We start from the raw sequence: 15,380 nt of genomic DNA, 5'->3' as shown, positions 1-15,380 counted from the left end.
CTACAGCTCTCCTGCGATCCGATCGATGAGGCGGCGCGACTCATCGGCATTGAGTGCCTGTGTGCGCAGCTTCCCATAGCGCAGCCCGAGAATGCTGACCTTGGCTGGATCGGAGATGACCATGCTCTCGCCGTGCGACTCGAAGTAGGCGTACCGCCGATGTGCCGTGGTCTCCACTATCACGAGCGGCCCATGGAGGCCGGTGTGTGCCCCGTTCAACGTCGGGACAACCTGCACGTCGACGTTCGGGAGCTGCTGCATCTCCAGCATCCGATGCAACTGCCCCTTCAGAATGCCGGAGTCACCGACCGGGCAGCGCAGGACCGACTCCCCGACGATGAACGAGAAGTCGATCGACAGCTTGCCGGTGAGAACGACCTGCCTTCTGAGCCGTGCCTCCAACTGCTGCTCTTGGGCTTCGTCGTCGAGAGGCGGATACCGAACGGCGAGTATGGCTCGCGCGTACTCCGGGGACTGGAGCAACCCCGGAATCAGCAGCGGATCATAAGAACACCGACTCACCGCCTCCGCCTCGATCCCCGCGAAGTCCTGGAAGAACAACGGCAACTTCGCCCGATCAACCTCCGGTTGCAGCACCGCCAGTTCGCCGCTCACCCCCAGTGCCTCCTCCGCGCGCCGCGTGAAGTCGGCCTTCGCCGGTCTGCGTCCCTGCTCGACGGAGGCGACCTGTTCGACCGAGTACCCGATGGCCTCGGCGAGGTGGGTCTGCGTCAGGCCTGCCCGCTCACGTAACAGCTTCAACAGGCGCCCGTATCCGGCCCAGATGGCCGGGTTGCCGTCGTCGCGCGCGGTGCTCGATGCCTCGCCGCGCCCGTTGCCTTTGCCGCCCATGCGCTGCCCCTGCCTCCTCCCGCGCGGACCGGGACACGGCCCGACGCCCGTACAGAGCGGTACCAGCCCCGTACACGGGCCGCTGGTACTTACTGCCGCCCTGGTCAGGGTATCTGCGTGACGGGACGATTACAGCGTGAAACCGAAACTCGTCGATGAGGCGCCCGTGCGAGAAGACCGCCGCCTGTTCCCCGCCACGCCCCTCGGGGCCCGCCGGGCACGCCACTGGGTGGCCGAGCGTCTGGACGCTCTCGGCCCCGCCGGCGAACCGGACCGCGTGGCGGACGTCCTGCTCGTGCTCGCCGAACTGGCCGCCAACGCGATCACTCACGGTCACGTGCCCGGCAGGGACTTCCGCGTCGCTGTGACTTCCGCGGAAGACCGCATCCGAGTGGAGGTCACGGATGCCCGGCCCGAGCGCCGGCCGCCCGTGGACGGCACGCTGCCGTGCGCCCCCGCGTGGGCCGAACAGGGGCGGGGTCTGGCCGTCGTCGCCGCACTCGCCGACGGCTGGGGCTGCGACCGTGGCACCGCCGACCTGACGAAGACGGTGTGGGCGGAGTTCAAGCGTTGAACGGTCCTGCGCGGGTCCCACCCGCCCCGCGTCGCCTCACTTGGCGCCCCGCGCCCAGTCGAAGCGCCAGCGCGCGAAGCCCCCGTGCCGATGCCGGAGGTTGTCGACGACATCCCGCAGTTCACGCTCCGGGCCTCCCTTCGGCTTGAAGTCCTCCGGCCCCACCACCTGCACCAGGGCCAGTTCCCCGGTGGCGTACTGCCTGACGGTCGACAACTGGCGGGGCGGGCGGTGCAGGAGGTTCAGTGTCCGCTTCAGCCGCTCGGTGGCCATGCGGGACGGATCGTGGATCTGGCTGTCCTCTTCGTCCGGCTCGTCGGCGAGGACGTGATGGAAAGAGATTGTCACGCGGTCGGGGGCGGTGATGGTGACGTCTCCGTGCGTCACCGTCTCCCCGCCGACCGCGTCGTGGACCTCCTCGGCATCGGCGGGGAAGGCGAACACCGGGAAACGGAAGTGCAGGTGCGCCTTGTCCGCCCGCTCCAGCGAGGGTGCGGCATCCGAGACAATGGCATGGCGCGTGAACTAAGTCCACAGATCTTCCTCGGTCTGCTGCAGGGTGAGGCGAAAAACACGCACGAATGGGTGGGTGATCCGCCCTTAGCATTGCTTGTGGAGCGATTTCCGCGATTTACTTGCAGGAGAGGTCTTTCGAAAACGGCAGAGAAGGTCGTCGCCGGGCAGCCTCGCTGCGACGGCGGTTGTGAACGACGAGGAGGTGACAGCCCGTGTTGCTCAGCTTCCGCGTGGTCAACCACCGGTCCTTCCGAGACGAACAGCAACTCAACCTGCACCCCGTGTACGAGGACGACCGACCGGCCGGCACGGACTGGGAAGCGGTCCCGGTGACGGGGATCTTCGGTGCCAACGCCTCCGGCAAGTCGAACCTGGTCGCTGCCCTGCGCTACATGGCCGACATGGTGGTCAACTCCCACCGCGAGGCGGAGCCGGACGGCGGGGTCCTTCGCCACCCCTTCCTGCTGGACGAGGAGGCGCGCGGGGAGCCGTCCTGGTACATCGCCGACCTTCTGCTGGGGGGCGTCCGTTACACCTACGGCTTCGCCGTGGACGACGAGCGTGTCGTCGAGGAGTGGCTCGACAGCTACCCCCGAGGCAGGAAGCGTTCCCTGTTCGAGCGCAAGGGTGAGCATGTCTCCCCGGGGGACTCCCAGCGTTCAGGTCAGCTGGCGTTGGTGGAGAGCATCACCGAGCCGAACGTTCTGTTCCTGTCGCTCGCGGCCCGCTCGAAGCAGAAGGACTTCCGCCCGGTCTACGACTGGTTCTCCCGGAGCCTGAGGTTCCGCCTGTCCCCGGACTGAGCCGCCCCATCTACTCCACTGCCCGGTGGTTGGAGGGCATGGGCAGGCATCCGGAGCTGATGAGCCTGCTGCGGGCGGCGGATCTCGGTATCGAAGCCTGCGGCACCGAGCGGGTACTCATGGACGAGGCCGCCCTGCGGCGGCAGTACGGGGGGCGTGTCCCTCCCCACGTACTGCGACGGCTGGAGGAGGAGGGTCCTCTCGAGGTCGTCCGCCCCTGGATGGCGCACCGTGGACGGAACGGGACGGTCCAGATAGACCTCCACGACGAGTCGGCGGGCACGCGCGCGCTCCTGGACCAGGCCCCGCAGTTCCTCAGCGTGCTGCGGACCGGCGGCACCTTCGTCGTCGACGAGATCGACGCGAGTCTGCACTCGCTGCTCACCACAGGCCTGATCGGGCTGTTCCAGAACCCCGAAACCAACCGATGGGGCGCCCAACTCGTCTTCACCACCCACGATCCGTCCCTGTTGGGGCGTCGTGACGGGGAGGACATCCTCAAGCGCGACCAGGTGTGGTTCGTGGAGAAGGACCAGTACGGGGAGTCGAGGCTGTACGCACTCGCCGAGTTCAGGCCACGCAAGGACGAGAACCGCGAACGCCGCTATCTGGGCGGCAGTTATGGTGGAGTGCCGTACATCGACGAGAGTTTCTCGCGCGCTCTGCGCGAGAGGGGAGCGGGGGCGGTTGGCGAGGACGCCGAAGCCGAGCGGCAGACGGACTCCGGCGCGTCCGAGCAGGGAGACCGATCTGCGGCGCAAGCAGAGATTACTCGACCCTGCTGACCGGATCCTCGTGGTCTGCGGATCCGAGAAGACCGAGTCCGACTACCTGAACGGCTTCAAGCGGCACTTCAAGAAGCGCACGGTGTCGCTCAAGGTCCTGGAGAAGCCGGGATCCACCGTCGATGTCGTGCGGGACGCCATCGGCGTGATGGAGCGGGCCGAGGGGGACTACGACCAGGTCTGGTGCGTGGTGGACGTGGACCAGTACCAGGACTTCGACGTGGCCGCACCGCTCGCTCGCAGGCACGGCGTGCGTCTGGCGGTGTCCAATCCCTGCTTCGAGCTGTGGCTCTTGCTCCATCACGACGACCACACCGCTCCCGTCGCCGACTATCGGCGCCTGAAGGTGCTGCTGGCGAGGCATGTCCGCCCTTCCCCGGGCAAGGGCGTGAACTTCGACCGCGACTACGCGGACGAGGCGTCGTGGCGTGGCGCCGTGGAACGTGCCCGCAGTCTGGCCCGGTTCGGTACCGAGCACACCACGAACCCGGCCACCGGGGTGTGGCGGCTTGCCCTGGCCCTGCACGGCGAGGCCGTCGGGGACTGCTGACGTCTCTCGTGTCGGCGTAATGCCCGCCAAGGCCCGGGAGTTGACAAAGGCTCAGGTGTTCTGTGAACTGAGTTGACGCAATTCTATGGTGGGGCGCGAGGGGTAAGGGGTGGGGATGGACCGGTTCGAGGCCGAGCGTGCCGCGTGGTTCATGAGTACGTACGGGGCCGTGGCCGAAGTGCTCGACATGCTCGCCCCGGAGGTGGCGGACCGCATACCCGACGACCTTGGACCCCGACGGCTCGTCGCGGCGACGGCGTTGGCGCGGCTCGCGCAGATGGACGCCGAGGGGCAGGAGTCCGGAACGGCCGCCGACTTCCTTGAGCGGCTGTACGGCGGCATGTCGTACACGGGGGAGCGCCCGCTCGAGGACGTCCTGGAGTTGTGGACCGCCCTGCGGCAGCCCACCGTCTCTCTGCTGCACGCCTGGTGGCGCGAACCGCTCGCGGAGGGGCTGCTGGCGTTCTGGGCGGAACGGCGGGCGGAGAGCACCGGCTGGAATCGTGTCCACGCCGAGCTCAGGGAGCGGTGGTCGGTGGACACCGACGGCATCTGGCGGCGCGGGCTCATGCCTCCGGAGGAGAAGCGGGAGGACTGGTCCGGGTTCCTGGAGGTGCTCGACGCCAGTGCGACCGACCCTCGGGCGGCGCACCTCGCCCGGATGTTCCTCACCCGCCTCGACGGCTTTGCCGACGAGGTCGATACCTACGCCTCCGAGCGTGCCGACGACCTCGCACGCGCGCCCCACCTGGACCACATCCACCGGATGAAGTGCCTCGCCGAGGCCCTGGGTGGCGTGGCCGAAGGCAACCGGCAGGCCATCGACCTGGCCGGAGCTTCCCGCGAGGAGGTCGGACTGCACGCCTCCCTCACTGAGATCAGCCGTGCCGCCAACCGTTATCTGGCCTGGGTGGATGAGACGTTCGTACCGGAACTGACGCCGCTGGAGCGGACGCTGCTCGATCTGGGCGGCTCCGACGCCCAGCGTGCCGACGACTATCTCCAGGCCTATGCGCGGGTGTGGTGCGTGCCGGGCGTGGGGACGCCGGACACCCCGCTGTTCGGTGAGGAGGAGTTCGTGGGCCTGAAGGCTCACGAGCGTCCCGATGTGCCGGCGCCGTCGTGGATGGCGCAGGGAGCTTCCCGTACTCGCGGCTCACAGCTCGGTGTCCCGTGGGACGTGGCCTCCCAGCCTTGGTGGGTGTACGCCGTGGAGGCCGGGCTGCCGTCCGCCGCCGCGCTGCGCTTCAAGGAGGACGGCGCCGTTCGCATCGGCTGCCGCAGCCTTGACGATGCCCACGACCTCCTCGTCGGGTTCCCCGCCGGTCACCCCGATGAGCGCACGCTCGTGATGCGGTTCCGGTACGCCGACGACGACCTGCTCGGGATGTGTCACCTGCTCGCCCTCTCCCGTGCCGGGCGGGCTCGCCTCGCCTTCCTCAGTCCGGCCCATGACGGGAGCTGGCATGTCCTGCGCATGGTGAGCGTGCCGGTGCAGGGAGAGTTGTGTGCTGCGATGCGCCGTAAGGCCGTCGCCGAACTGGACCGGATGACGGGTGCCGATCCAGGGAAACTGCAGGCGCTGTTGGAAGCCGACCTGTCAGCAGTCACGGCCGAGGCCGCCCCGGTGGAGAAGCAATGGGGAACCTCCGTGGACGGGGCGCTGTTCTCGCCGCCGGACACTCTCTTCTGAGGCGCATTTAAAAGTGTTTGTGAACTGAGTTCACGCGTGGCATGCTGAAGAGGTCGGCTCAGTCGCCCCTTGTCGATAACCTCGGCTCCCGGCGTCCCTCCGCACGTCCTCGCAGAAAGGCCTCCCATGGCATCCCAGCCCGACGTCACGGACGTACCTCACCCCATCGACGAGGTGCCTCAGACGTTCCGCAACGGCGACTCCTACGACGTACGCGACGGGCTGGAGAAGTACATCCGTCTGGATCTGCTCGGCCCGTGGGACGGCGATACCGAGGAGCTGCCGAAGTCGTCGGCCGGGCCGCGTGACCGCTACCTCGTCGGGATGCTCGGCCCGCGCGCGGACGACAGCGAGACGAGCACCGACATCGCGCGTGCCGCGGCCCAGAGCGCGGACAACGAGGAGAGCGGCGACGAGGGGCAAGAGGAGTACGGCGGACTCGGCGAGCGGCTCACCCCGCAGGCCGCCGGACGGATCTGGGCTTCCTCCATGGGGCTGTCGTTCGTGGTGCCCGCCTCGGTCGGGATGCTCAGTGTCGTCGCCGGCTGGGGCCGGTACGCGCTCAGCGAGCAGCTGGGGGAGGACGCCGGGGCCGTACGGGTATGGGGGCGCGAGCCGGTCGAGCGGGATGCCGACATCGACGTGACACAGACCGGCGGGCGGCGATTCGTGCTCGACGGGGACGACAGTGCCGGAGTGCATCTCGACGTACAGGTGCGGCAACGTGACGTGGGCGCCGACGGGGAGGACCTGCGGGTCGTCGAGGTGGCTCTCGTCAACCGGCAGCCGGAGGGCACCGGCCGCGAGCGCGACAAGCAGTGGCTGTTCCAGACCAGGCTGGAGGTCGCCGCCTTCCCCGACGGCAAGGCGGCCGTGTTCCTGCCCATCGACGACCCGCTCGACCCGCGCTGCGCCGACCCGTACGAGGACGATGCCGAGGAGCGGCGCCTGCGCCTGCTCTACCGCGACGAGCTGCGATACGCGCTCGGGCGCAACGTCGCCGTGCACGCCGAGGTCCGCCCCGGTGAGCGGCGTTCCCACCGACTGCGCACCACCTGGCTGCCGACGTACGATGTGCGGGCCACCACCGCCCCCACCGCCGCCGACCAGCCGCTGCTCGTCGGCCTCGAACTCGGCATGGACGAGCTGGCCGCCCTCGCGGTGCCGTCCCGGCGTACCGAACTGAGCGTCGCCCTCGCCCCGCTCGCCGACGGATACAGCGCCTGGCTCGCCGAGCAGCGCGACAAGGCGCGCGGACTGCCCGAGGACCTGCGCATCGCCGCCGAGGCCGCCATCGACGAGGCCGAGGAGGTGTGTCACCGCATCGCCTTCGGCGTGGCCGCCCTGGAGACCGACGACGACGCGCTGGACGCGTTCCGCTTCGCCAACCGGGCCATGGCGCTCCAGCGGCGCAACACCGACATCGCCGCCGCACGCGCGGGCCGGGAGAACGACGCGTCCTCCTACCGCGAGGCGTACGAGAAGGTTTACGCCAAGGGCAAGGAAGGGGCCAGCTGGCGGCCCTTCCAGCTCGCGTTCGTCCTGCTCAATCTGGCCTCCCTGAGCCGGCCCGAGCACCCGCACCGCTCGACCGGCCGTGAGGCCCTCGTCGACCTGCTGTTCTTCCCCACCGGTGGTGGCAAGACCGAAGCGTATCTCGGGCTCACTGCCTTCACGTTCGCGCTGCGCCGTCTTCAGGGCGTCGTCGGCACCGGGGCCGAGGCCCGGGATGGCAGCGGGGGCGTCGCCGTCCTCATGCGCTACACGCTGCGACTTCTGACCGCCCAGCAGTTCCAGCGGGCGGCGGCTCTCGTCAGCGCCTGCGAGGTGCTGCGCCGCGAGGAGTTCGACAGGGACGCGCGCTGGGGGCAGACGCCGTTCCGGATCGGCCTGTGGGTGGGGACCGGGGTGTCGCCGAACTGGTTCGGTGAGGCACAGGAGCAGGTCGCCGGTGCCCGGGAGAGCGCCAGTGACAAGCACGCCCGTGTCATCCAGGTGCTCACCTGCCCCTGGTGCGGCCAGGGGCTGTCCGCGCACAGCGACATGAAGGCTGACGAGGACCGCCGCCGCGTCCTGCTGTACTGCGGGCGCGCTGAGGGCGAGGACCGCTGCCCGTTCTCGCGCCGCTCCGCGCCCGGTGAGGGGATCCCCGTCCTCACCGTCGACGAGGAGATCTACCGTCTGGCGCCCGCCATGGTCATCGCCACCGTCGACAAGTTCGCCCAACTGCCGTGGAACGGATACGCGGGGCTGCTGTTCGGCCGGGTCACCGAATGGTGCCCGCGGCACGGTTACCGTCACGCCGACCTCGACGAGCACACCGGCTGCCGCTCCCGCCACAACCGCAAGGGCGACAACCTCCCGGCGACGGTGGCTCAGCCCGTCGGCCGGCTCCGGCCACCGGACCTGATCATCCAGGACGAGCTGCACCTCATTTCCGGAGCCCTCGGGACCACCGTCGGGCTGTTCGAGTCCGCCGTCGACCAGCTGTGCAGCTGGACGTACACCGACTCCGCCGGGACCACGCACGAGGTCGGGCCGAAGATCGTGGCATCCACAGCCACCACCAAGCGCGCCGCCGAACAGGTCCTCGGCGTGTTCGGGCGCCGGGTCGCGGTGTTCCCGCCGCAGGTGCTCGACGTCGGCGACACGTTCTTCTCCCGGCGCATCGAGGCCGACCGCGACCAGCCCGGGCGCCGCTACCTCGGCATCTGTGCCCACGGCACCCGGCTCAAGGCCGCCGAGATCAGGGTCGCCGAGATCATGCTGCTCGCCGCACAGCAGCAGTTCGACGAGTACGGCACCCCCGCCGACCCCTACATGACGCTCGTCGGATACTTCAACGCCACCCGTGAACTCGCCGGCATGCGGCGGTACATGGACGACGACATCACGACCCGGGTGCGCTCCACGGGCAGCCGACGTGGTGTCCGGTCGCTGGCCGACCGCATTCCGACCAGGACCGGGATGCTCACCATCCAGGAGCTGACCTCGCGCATCTCCTCCGCCGAGATCGGCGTCACACTGCGACGGCTGGAAGCCCCTTTCGACCCGGAGCGTGACACCACGGCACGGCGCCGCGCCTTCGCGGCCGAGATCGTCGCCGCCGCCAAGCAGAAGCGCGACCCGCGCGTGGAACCCACCCGGTTCGACGAACGCTCGGTGGACGTCGTACTCGCCACCTCCATGCTCCAAGTCGGCGTGGACGTATCCCGGTTCGGACTGATGCTGGTCGTCGGCCAGCCCAAGAACACCGCCGAGTACATCCAGGCGTCCTCCCGCGTGGGCCGGGACAGGAAACGCCCCGGCCTCGTCGTGACCCTCTACAACTGGTCCCGCCCCCGCGACCTCGCCCACTACGAGGACTTCGAGCACTACCACGCCACCTTCTACCGGCAGGTCGAGGCCCTCTCGGTGACGCCCTACTCGCGCCGGTCCCTGGACCGGGGCACCGCCGCCACATATGTGGCGGCCCTGCGCCAGGCCGCCCTGGACACCTCGCGCAACACCGACGCCCATACCGTGGACCTGCACGGCCCGCTCGCCGCACACGTCGACGCGCGGCTGCTCGACCGCGCCGAGCGCGTCGGCGGTGCCACCGCACGGCAGTACCTGAGCGAACGCATCGACGTCCTCAAGGACCGGTGGGAGGACGAGCGGCTCAAGGGCGGCCGCCTCGGATACCGCGCCGAGAAGCAGAAGGACACCGTCGTCCACGGCCTGCTGCACCGTGCCGACGGCTCGCGCTGGGACGAGCTGACCGCTCCGATGTCCATGCGTGAGACCGAGAACGAGATCAACCTGCTGCTGCCCGGCGGTGGCCACCTGGTGGACCAGCCGACCCACGGCGGCCCGGCCTGGACCTTCCTGCCGCGGCCCGACGACCAGGACGGCGAGGCCACCGCGGAGCCGGTCGACGCCGACGAATTCGGACAGGCCGCCGGGGCGGCCGGAAAGGGACGCCGATGAGCGGCACCTACCACCGGCGCGTGGGCGCGGCCCGCCCGAGCCACCTCATGTACACAGCGGGGGTCGGTTCCCTCGTCGACCTGCCCAACTTCTCCGTGCTGGTCAAGGGACTCGAGTCCTGGAGCCACAGCGGTCTGACCGACTACGTCATCGACGAACCCCGCCTGCGCACCGCCGTCAACCGCCGACTCCAGCTGTACGGGAACACCCAGGTCACCGAGTTGCGCACGGCACCGTGGCTGCGGGGCAACGACTCCGACCCCAAGGGCTGGCACGCCCAGGGCGTCGGTGTCCCTGTCACGCCCTTCCCGCAGTGGCTGCGCTGCACCAGCTGCAACCTCCTCGCCCCGATCGACAGCGAGGCCTTCACTCTCCTCAACACCAACGCGCGCACCCCTCACGAGGCCCGGTTCGTCCACTCCGAGTGCGGTCGCGCCAGGCGCAAGCCGCTCGCCGTGACGGCCCGCTTCACGCTGGTGTGCACCAACGGGCACCTCGACGAATTCCCGTACGCCCACTTCGTCCACCACGGCCAGCAGTGCACCAAGAATCCCCGGCCCCTGCTGCGGATGACCGACCACGGCGGAAACCTCGCCGCCAACGTCACCTTGCAGTGCGTCGCCTGTCAGGCCAAGCGCAACATCCGCGACGCCATGGGCGAGCGCGGCGCACGCGAACTGCCGCGCTGTCGCGGCCGGCACCCGCACCTGGCCGCGTTCGCGCCGGACGGCTGCGATGAGCAGGCCACCCTGATGATCGCCGGTGCGTCGAACCAGTGGTTCCCGCTGACGATGAGCACGCTGGCGCTGCCGCCCGCGCCGGACAGTGGTATCGACAAGCTGCTCGACGACCGGTGGAACGAACTGCAGCACATCACCACCCCCGAGGTGTACACCGCGCTGTCGAACATGCCGGGGCAGGCCTACCTCAAGGAGTACGACCGCGACGCCCTGCTCGCTGCCATCCAGGCGCGCCTGACTGGCGGCACCACCGACGAGCAGCCCACGGAGACCGCCCCCGACCTTCTCGGCCCCGAGTGGGAGGTCCTGGCGGGTACCCGCCTGCCCACCCCACCGACGACTTCACCCTGGAGGAGGCAGAGGTGGCGGGCCCCACGGCCGAACTGTTCGGCTCCGTGCGGCAGGTGCAGCGGCTGCGTGAGGTGCGTGCTCAGATCGGCTTCACCCGGCTCGACGCACCCGACCCGGACAACCCCGAGATCGCCCGGCCCGTCCGGCTCTGGCGCAGCTCTCAGAACTGGGTGCCGGCCAGCGAGGTACGTGGCGAGGGGATCTTCCTGCGGGTGCGTGAGGACCTCATCAACCCTTGGGTGGAGCGGATGCAGAAGTCCACCGTCATGCAGGCCCACCGCGAGGCCTACACCCGGTTCCGCACCAACCGGCGGTCGGGCCGGCTCAGCGCGGACGCCGACTTCGACGCCATGGCGGGCTGGCCCGGCGAGCGCTACCTCGCCCTGCACAGCCTCTCCCACGCCCTGATCCGCACCATCGCCCTGGAATGCGGGTACAGCTCGGCGAGCCTCGCCGAGCGCATCTACGCGGGCGACGACGAACACCCCCGTACCGGCATCCTCCTGTACACGGCCGTTCCCGACTCCGAAGGCACTCTGGGCGGACTCGTCGCCCTCGCCGAGTCGACGCACTTCGACCGCATCGTGCGACGGGCACTCAAGGACGCGGCGCGCTGCTCCTCCGACCCGCTGTGCTCGGAACGGCTGCCCCGCAACCCCGCGGACTATCTGCACGGCGCGGCCTGCCACGCCTGCCTGTTCGTCTCGGAGACGACCTGCGAGCGCGGCAACCGGTTCCTCGACCGGCGCTTCCTCGTCCCGCTCGGCGACGACGCGGACGAGGTTCTCACCCCGCAAGCCCTGCGTCCGTGAGCCGCCAGGCCTTCGAGCAGGCCGCGGAGCGCGTGGTCCGGCTGCTCGGTCCTGCCCGGACCAAGGATCTCGCCGGTCTGCTGGCGCGCGGGCGGGGCGTCGAACACGCCCTGCTCGCCCTGCCGCAGCCCGCCTTCGCCGAGGCACTGCGCGCGCTGTACGCGGTCACCGAACAGCAGACGGTTCCGCGGGCGGAGGCCGCGGCCTACCTGCGCGGCTACATCGCCGGATGGAGCGGTGAGCGGCGCTCGGGAGACGTACGCACGGTGTGGAGCGGCCCGGCCACCCCCGGTGTCCCGGTGCGCTCCACCGCCCAGGTCCTCGTCGAACTGGTCAACGGTGCCAACCGCGAACTGCTCGCCATGACCTACGCCGCGCGCCCGTACCCTCCCTTGACGACCGCGCTCACCGCCGCGGTCACACGCGGCGTGGACGTCCATGTCGTCGTCGAGACCAGGCAGGGGGCCGCGGGGCTGCTGACCGGACCGGAACCCGCCGCGGCCTTCACCGGCGTACCCGGCCTTCGCCTGTGGCACTGGGCGTCCGAAGCCAGGCAAGGGCCGGGGGCTCGGCAGCACGCCAAACTCGCGGTCGCCGACCGGCACTCCCTGCTCGTCGGAAGCGCCAACCTGACGGAGTCGGGAGTGCGGCGCAACATCGAAGCCGGCGTGCTGGTGACCGGCGGAACGGCTCCGGAGCGGGCCGCGGAGCACATCAGGGAGCTTCAGCGCAGAGGCGTACTCGTGCCGCTCGACCTCCAGAGATGACGGGTGGGGGCGGGGCCGTCCGGTCCCGCCCCCACCCGTCAGGCCACTACGCCCGCGCCGCGTCGAACAGCGCCAACTGCCCCTCCTCGGGGCCGGCGTCCAGGCCGGGCGCCGCCGCCTCATCCGGGTCGCCGTCAGCCGCGGCGTCTGCATCGGGGGTCTCGCCCTGGGCCGGCTTGAAAGGAAGGACGTACTCCTGCGCCAGTCCTGCCAGATGCAGCGGGAGGGGCAGGCTCAGGGCGTCCGGCAGATCGGGGGCCTGGCGCAGCTGGTGGGCAGCCAGAGCCAGCGCCTCGGGGACGTCCCCGTCCTCCAAGTGACAGCCCAGTACGGCCAGTTCCACCAGCGCCGGGTTCCAGGCCGCCTTGTTCGTGTCGATCACCAGCTTCCCCTTGGAGTTGGTGCGCGGAGCGAGCTTGTCCGCGGCCACCGACAGCTTCGCCGTACGGGCCTTCTCGGTCGCCGACCAAAAGACCCGCGCCGTCCGCCCCTCCGCGACAGGCGCCGTCCACAGATGCGCGGTCAGCCCGTTGGCCCCCGCCGGATTCTCGGCCCACCACTGCGGCGTCTCACGGCCACGCGCGGTACGCACCCGCACCAGGTACAGGTCCGGATCGATACGGCGCATCGGGGCGTGCCCGTCGCGCAGACGGTCCGCGACCACCTTGCCGTCCTGCAGCCACGTCCAGTGCGCGCGCATGTTCTGGCCGTGCGCGAGCAGCATGGTCGGCGTGCCTCTCAACGAGCGGCGCACCCGCTGCAGCCACTCCTCACAGGCCCGGCGCTGCTCCGTGCGGTCGGCCCAGTACGACAGCCCCGCGGTCGGCGCCTCGCCGTCGCGCGGCGCCGGAACCAGCGGTACCGACGCCCCGGAGCGGCGCGCCAGCCGCAGGAGCAGCACGGGGTAAGGCACCCACGCCCGGACCTCGTCGTCCCAGCCCTCGACGCGGGCCTGCCCCGGAGTCGACGGATCCGGGGTGACCAGAACCGCGACCGGCAGGTGCCCCGCCGCGCGGGTGGCATTGCGGCGGGTCTTGCGCACCATCCACACGGCCGCGAACCGAAGCCCTTCGGGCAGACGGTCGCCGAGTGTGTGCTCGGGATGCACGCGGACACCGAGCTGGCGCAGGGCGTCGTCCCACGCCTTGGCGGCCCTGAACTCCTTGTCCTTGACGCTGTCGTACCCCTGGACCTGCTTGGGTACGGCCGTGAACTGGGTCAGGACACCTGCGTCGGCGCAGCCCAGGCGTACCGCGAACTTCGCGTCGTGGTCGGAAGAGGTGAAGTCGTCCGGCCGGTCGATCTCCACGACGGCGACGGACGGCCGATCGGCCTCCACCCCCTCAGGCCATTCGGCGAGGAACTGCCCGATCTGGCGGCGCCGCTCGTGCACCGCCTCGGCGACAGCCTTGGCGCTGTGACGCCGCCCCTCCAGGAGGGCGAGGTCATGGGCGAGAGCGCGCACCAGCTTGCGGCAGTGCAGGCGGACCTCCAGCTCCGGGGTGCACCATGACAGGTCCACGGCGTCTTCCCAGGCCTGCTCGGAGACAGGGACCCCGCCATCGCCTTCGAGGCCGAGGTGGGTGGTCAGGGCAGCGATGCAGGTGTCACGCATCAGGTCGGACTGCCACAGCAGATGGGCATGCAGGACAGGGGGGAGGCCGCACCGGGAGCCAGAGCCGTCAGGGCGAAGGCCGTGCCCAGGCGGCGGGCCTCGGTCCGTTCCCGCTCCGCCAGCGCCTTGCGGGACGGCTCGCTCGGCTCCTGGCGGGGGTTGGCCGGCCTGCTGCCGGAAAGGCGAGTGCGCATCAGGAGAGGAGCCGGACGCAGCTGCGGCGGCAGAGCCTGTTCGGCCCATTCCACGATCTGTGATCGCTGATGGGGCATCAGTCCGGTTCCGACCGGATGCGAGCCCATCGCCGTCGCATGGACGACGGCGGCGCGCATGTCGTCCTTCAGCCATCCCTCCGGGTCGGAGAGAATCGCGTCGGCCTGCGGGAACGTCTCCCTCAGAGACATGCCGCGCAGCATTCCCGCAGGGCCCCCGAGGACCCAGTCGTGTCCGTCCCGGCTCCATGCGAGCCGAGCCGACGCGAACCGGTCGCTGGCCGGAGCCTGGGGCAGCCATGGCACACGAGGGCGGAGCAGCACGGTCGTGCGGCGGCCGTAGGGCAGGTGCAGGCGTCCGGTACGGGAGGAGACCGCCGTCGCGTACCGGCGGATGTGGGAGTGCAGATGAAGGCGTGGCAGCGGATCGAAGGGCACGGTGTGCAGGGTGATGTTCAAGACCACGGAGAACCAGCCGGTCGTCCGCCCCGACTCGAACGGCAGAGCCTGAGAGACCAGTTCGGCACCCTGATCGCGCGGTCCGCGCGGCACCGCCCGGAACCGCAGACTGCCGCCCTCGTACGGAAACGGCGGGAGTTCCAGGATGCGACGGGCCAGCCAGTCCGTGGTCAGCTGGAATTGGCGGGGGTCAGGAGCGGCGGTGTCTCCGGGCGTGGGCGTGCAGCGCAGCAGCTCAACGGCGGCGCCTTGCTGCCAGGTGGGCAGTTCCGACAGGAGGGCCTCCTGGACTTCCTCGCGCAGTGCGCGGTGTTCACGCTCGGGGCGCAGGTCCCGCAGCCACGCCTTCACCAACGTGCGCAGCGCCGGGGCCGGGAGCGGATCGGGGACGTCTTCGGGAACGTAGAACCAGAAGTCCGGTGATTCGCCGAGATACGCGGAGGGCCGTGGGCGCACGAGCACGTCCGGGGCGAGGGCCTGCACCACCTGATCCATGCGGAAGGTGGGTACGTACTCGGCGGGTTTGTCGCGGCCCGCGCTGCACAGGTCGAGCAGTCGGCCGCGCCACTGTTCGGGGAAGGGCATGACCCGGTAGCGGCCGACGGCCGAGGCGTCGGTGTCCAGCGGCAGCCAGGCGGCGGTACGGACGGATTCATAGCGCGGGGACATGGGGCTTCCTTTC

12 protein-coding genes and 1 pseudogene are annotated in these 15,380 nt (G+C 70.2%); 9 read left to right on the top strand and 4 right to left on the bottom strand.

Annotation, left to right across the window (positions count from 1 at the left end; genetic code table 11):
• Positions 1-852, bottom strand: a complete 852-nt coding sequence (locus KGS77_RS07260; protein ID WP_242579587.1) for a helix-turn-helix transcriptional regulator — start codon at positions 850-852, stop codon at positions 1-3.
• A gap of 166 nt (positions 853-1,018) precedes the next feature.
• Here KGS77_RS07260 and KGS77_RS07255 point away from each other — a divergent pair, with 166 nt between their 5' ends.
• On the top strand, positions 1,019-1,426 hold the full coding sequence (locus tag KGS77_RS07255) for an ATP-binding protein (RefSeq protein ID WP_242579585.1): 408 nt from the start codon (positions 1,019-1,021) through the stop codon (positions 1,424-1,426).
• 36 nt (positions 1,427-1,462) lie between these two features.
• Here KGS77_RS07255 and KGS77_RS07250 read toward each other — a convergent pair whose 3' ends face one another.
• Positions 1,463-1,870 (bottom strand): hypothetical protein, encoded by a 408-nt coding sequence (locus KGS77_RS07250; protein WP_242579580.1) that lies wholly within the window; start codon positions 1,868-1,870, stop codon positions 1,463-1,465.
• Between the two features lie 284 nt (positions 1,871-2,154).
• On the opposite strand from KGS77_RS07250, the gene KGS77_RS07245 reads away from it, so the two are divergent.
• The 8 genes and pseudogenes from KGS77_RS07245 to drmC all read left to right on the top strand — a co-directional run bounded on the left by KGS77_RS07245 (position 2,155) and on the right by drmC (position 12,412).
• On the top strand, positions 2,155-2,745 hold the full coding sequence (locus KGS77_RS07245; protein WP_242579579.1) for an AAA family ATPase: 591 nt from the start codon (positions 2,155-2,157) through the stop codon (positions 2,743-2,745).
• 38 nt (positions 2,746-2,783) lie between these two features.
• A complete protein-coding gene (locus KGS77_RS07240) occupies positions 2,784-3,530 on the top strand; it encodes an AAA family ATPase (protein WP_242579578.1) in 747 nt (248 codons plus the stop codon).
• 10 nt (positions 3,531-3,540) lie between these two features.
• Positions 3,541-4,080 carry an RloB family protein gene (locus KGS77_RS07235; protein WP_242579576.1) on the top strand — a complete coding sequence of 180 codons (540 nt, stop codon included), beginning with the start codon at positions 3,541-3,543 and terminating at the stop codon, positions 4,078-4,080.
• A 115-nt stretch (positions 4,081-4,195) separates the two neighbouring features.
• Positions 4,196-5,773 (top strand): hypothetical protein, encoded by a 1,578-nt coding sequence (locus tag KGS77_RS07230; RefSeq protein WP_242579574.1) that lies wholly within the window; start codon positions 4,196-4,198, stop codon positions 5,771-5,773.
• A 126-nt stretch (positions 5,774-5,899) separates the two neighbouring features.
• Positions 5,900-9,742: a DISARM system helicase DrmA gene (drmA, locus tag KGS77_RS07225; RefSeq protein ID WP_242579572.1), complete on the top strand. Its 3,843-nt coding sequence runs from the start codon at positions 5,900-5,902 to the stop codon at positions 9,740-9,742.
• A pseudogene (gene drmB, locus KGS77_RS34580) lies at positions 9,739-10,743 on the top strand (DrmB family protein); the annotation flags it as partial. The gene drmA and the pseudogene drmB, both read left to right, overlap by 4 nt.
• 101 nt (positions 10,744-10,844) lie before the next feature.
• Entirely contained in the window at positions 10,845-11,645 is an 801-nt protein-coding gene (locus KGS77_RS34575; RefSeq protein ID WP_277994198.1) for a DUF1998 domain-containing protein, read from the top strand.
• Positions 11,642-12,412: a DISARM system phospholipase D-like protein DrmC gene (gene drmC, locus KGS77_RS07215; protein WP_242579570.1), complete on the top strand. Its 771-nt coding sequence runs from the start codon at positions 11,642-11,644 to the stop codon at positions 12,410-12,412. Before KGS77_RS34575 ends, drmC begins: the two co-directional genes overlap by 4 nt.
• 46 nt (positions 12,413-12,458) lie before the next feature.
• Here drmC and KGS77_RS07210 read toward each other — a convergent pair whose 3' ends face one another.
• Both KGS77_RS07210 and KGS77_RS07205 read right to left on the bottom strand, forming a co-directional pair.
• On the bottom strand, positions 12,459-14,027 hold the full coding sequence (locus KGS77_RS07210; RefSeq protein WP_242579567.1) for an RNaseH domain-containing protein: 1,569 nt from the start codon (positions 14,025-14,027) through the stop codon (positions 12,459-12,461).
• A complete protein-coding gene (locus tag KGS77_RS07205) occupies positions 14,027-15,367 on the bottom strand; it encodes a DUF3962 domain-containing protein (protein ID WP_242579565.1) in 1,341 nt (446 codons plus the stop codon). The genes KGS77_RS07210 and KGS77_RS07205 overlap by 1 nt, the downstream gene beginning before the upstream one ends.
• Positions 15,368-15,380 lie beyond the last annotated feature (13 nt).

Source organism: Streptomyces sp. MST-110588 (assembly GCF_022695595.1).
GTDB lineage: Bacteria > Actinomycetota > Actinomycetes > Streptomycetales > Streptomycetaceae > Streptomyces.
This window is presented reverse-complemented; position numbering and strand designations above follow the sequence as displayed.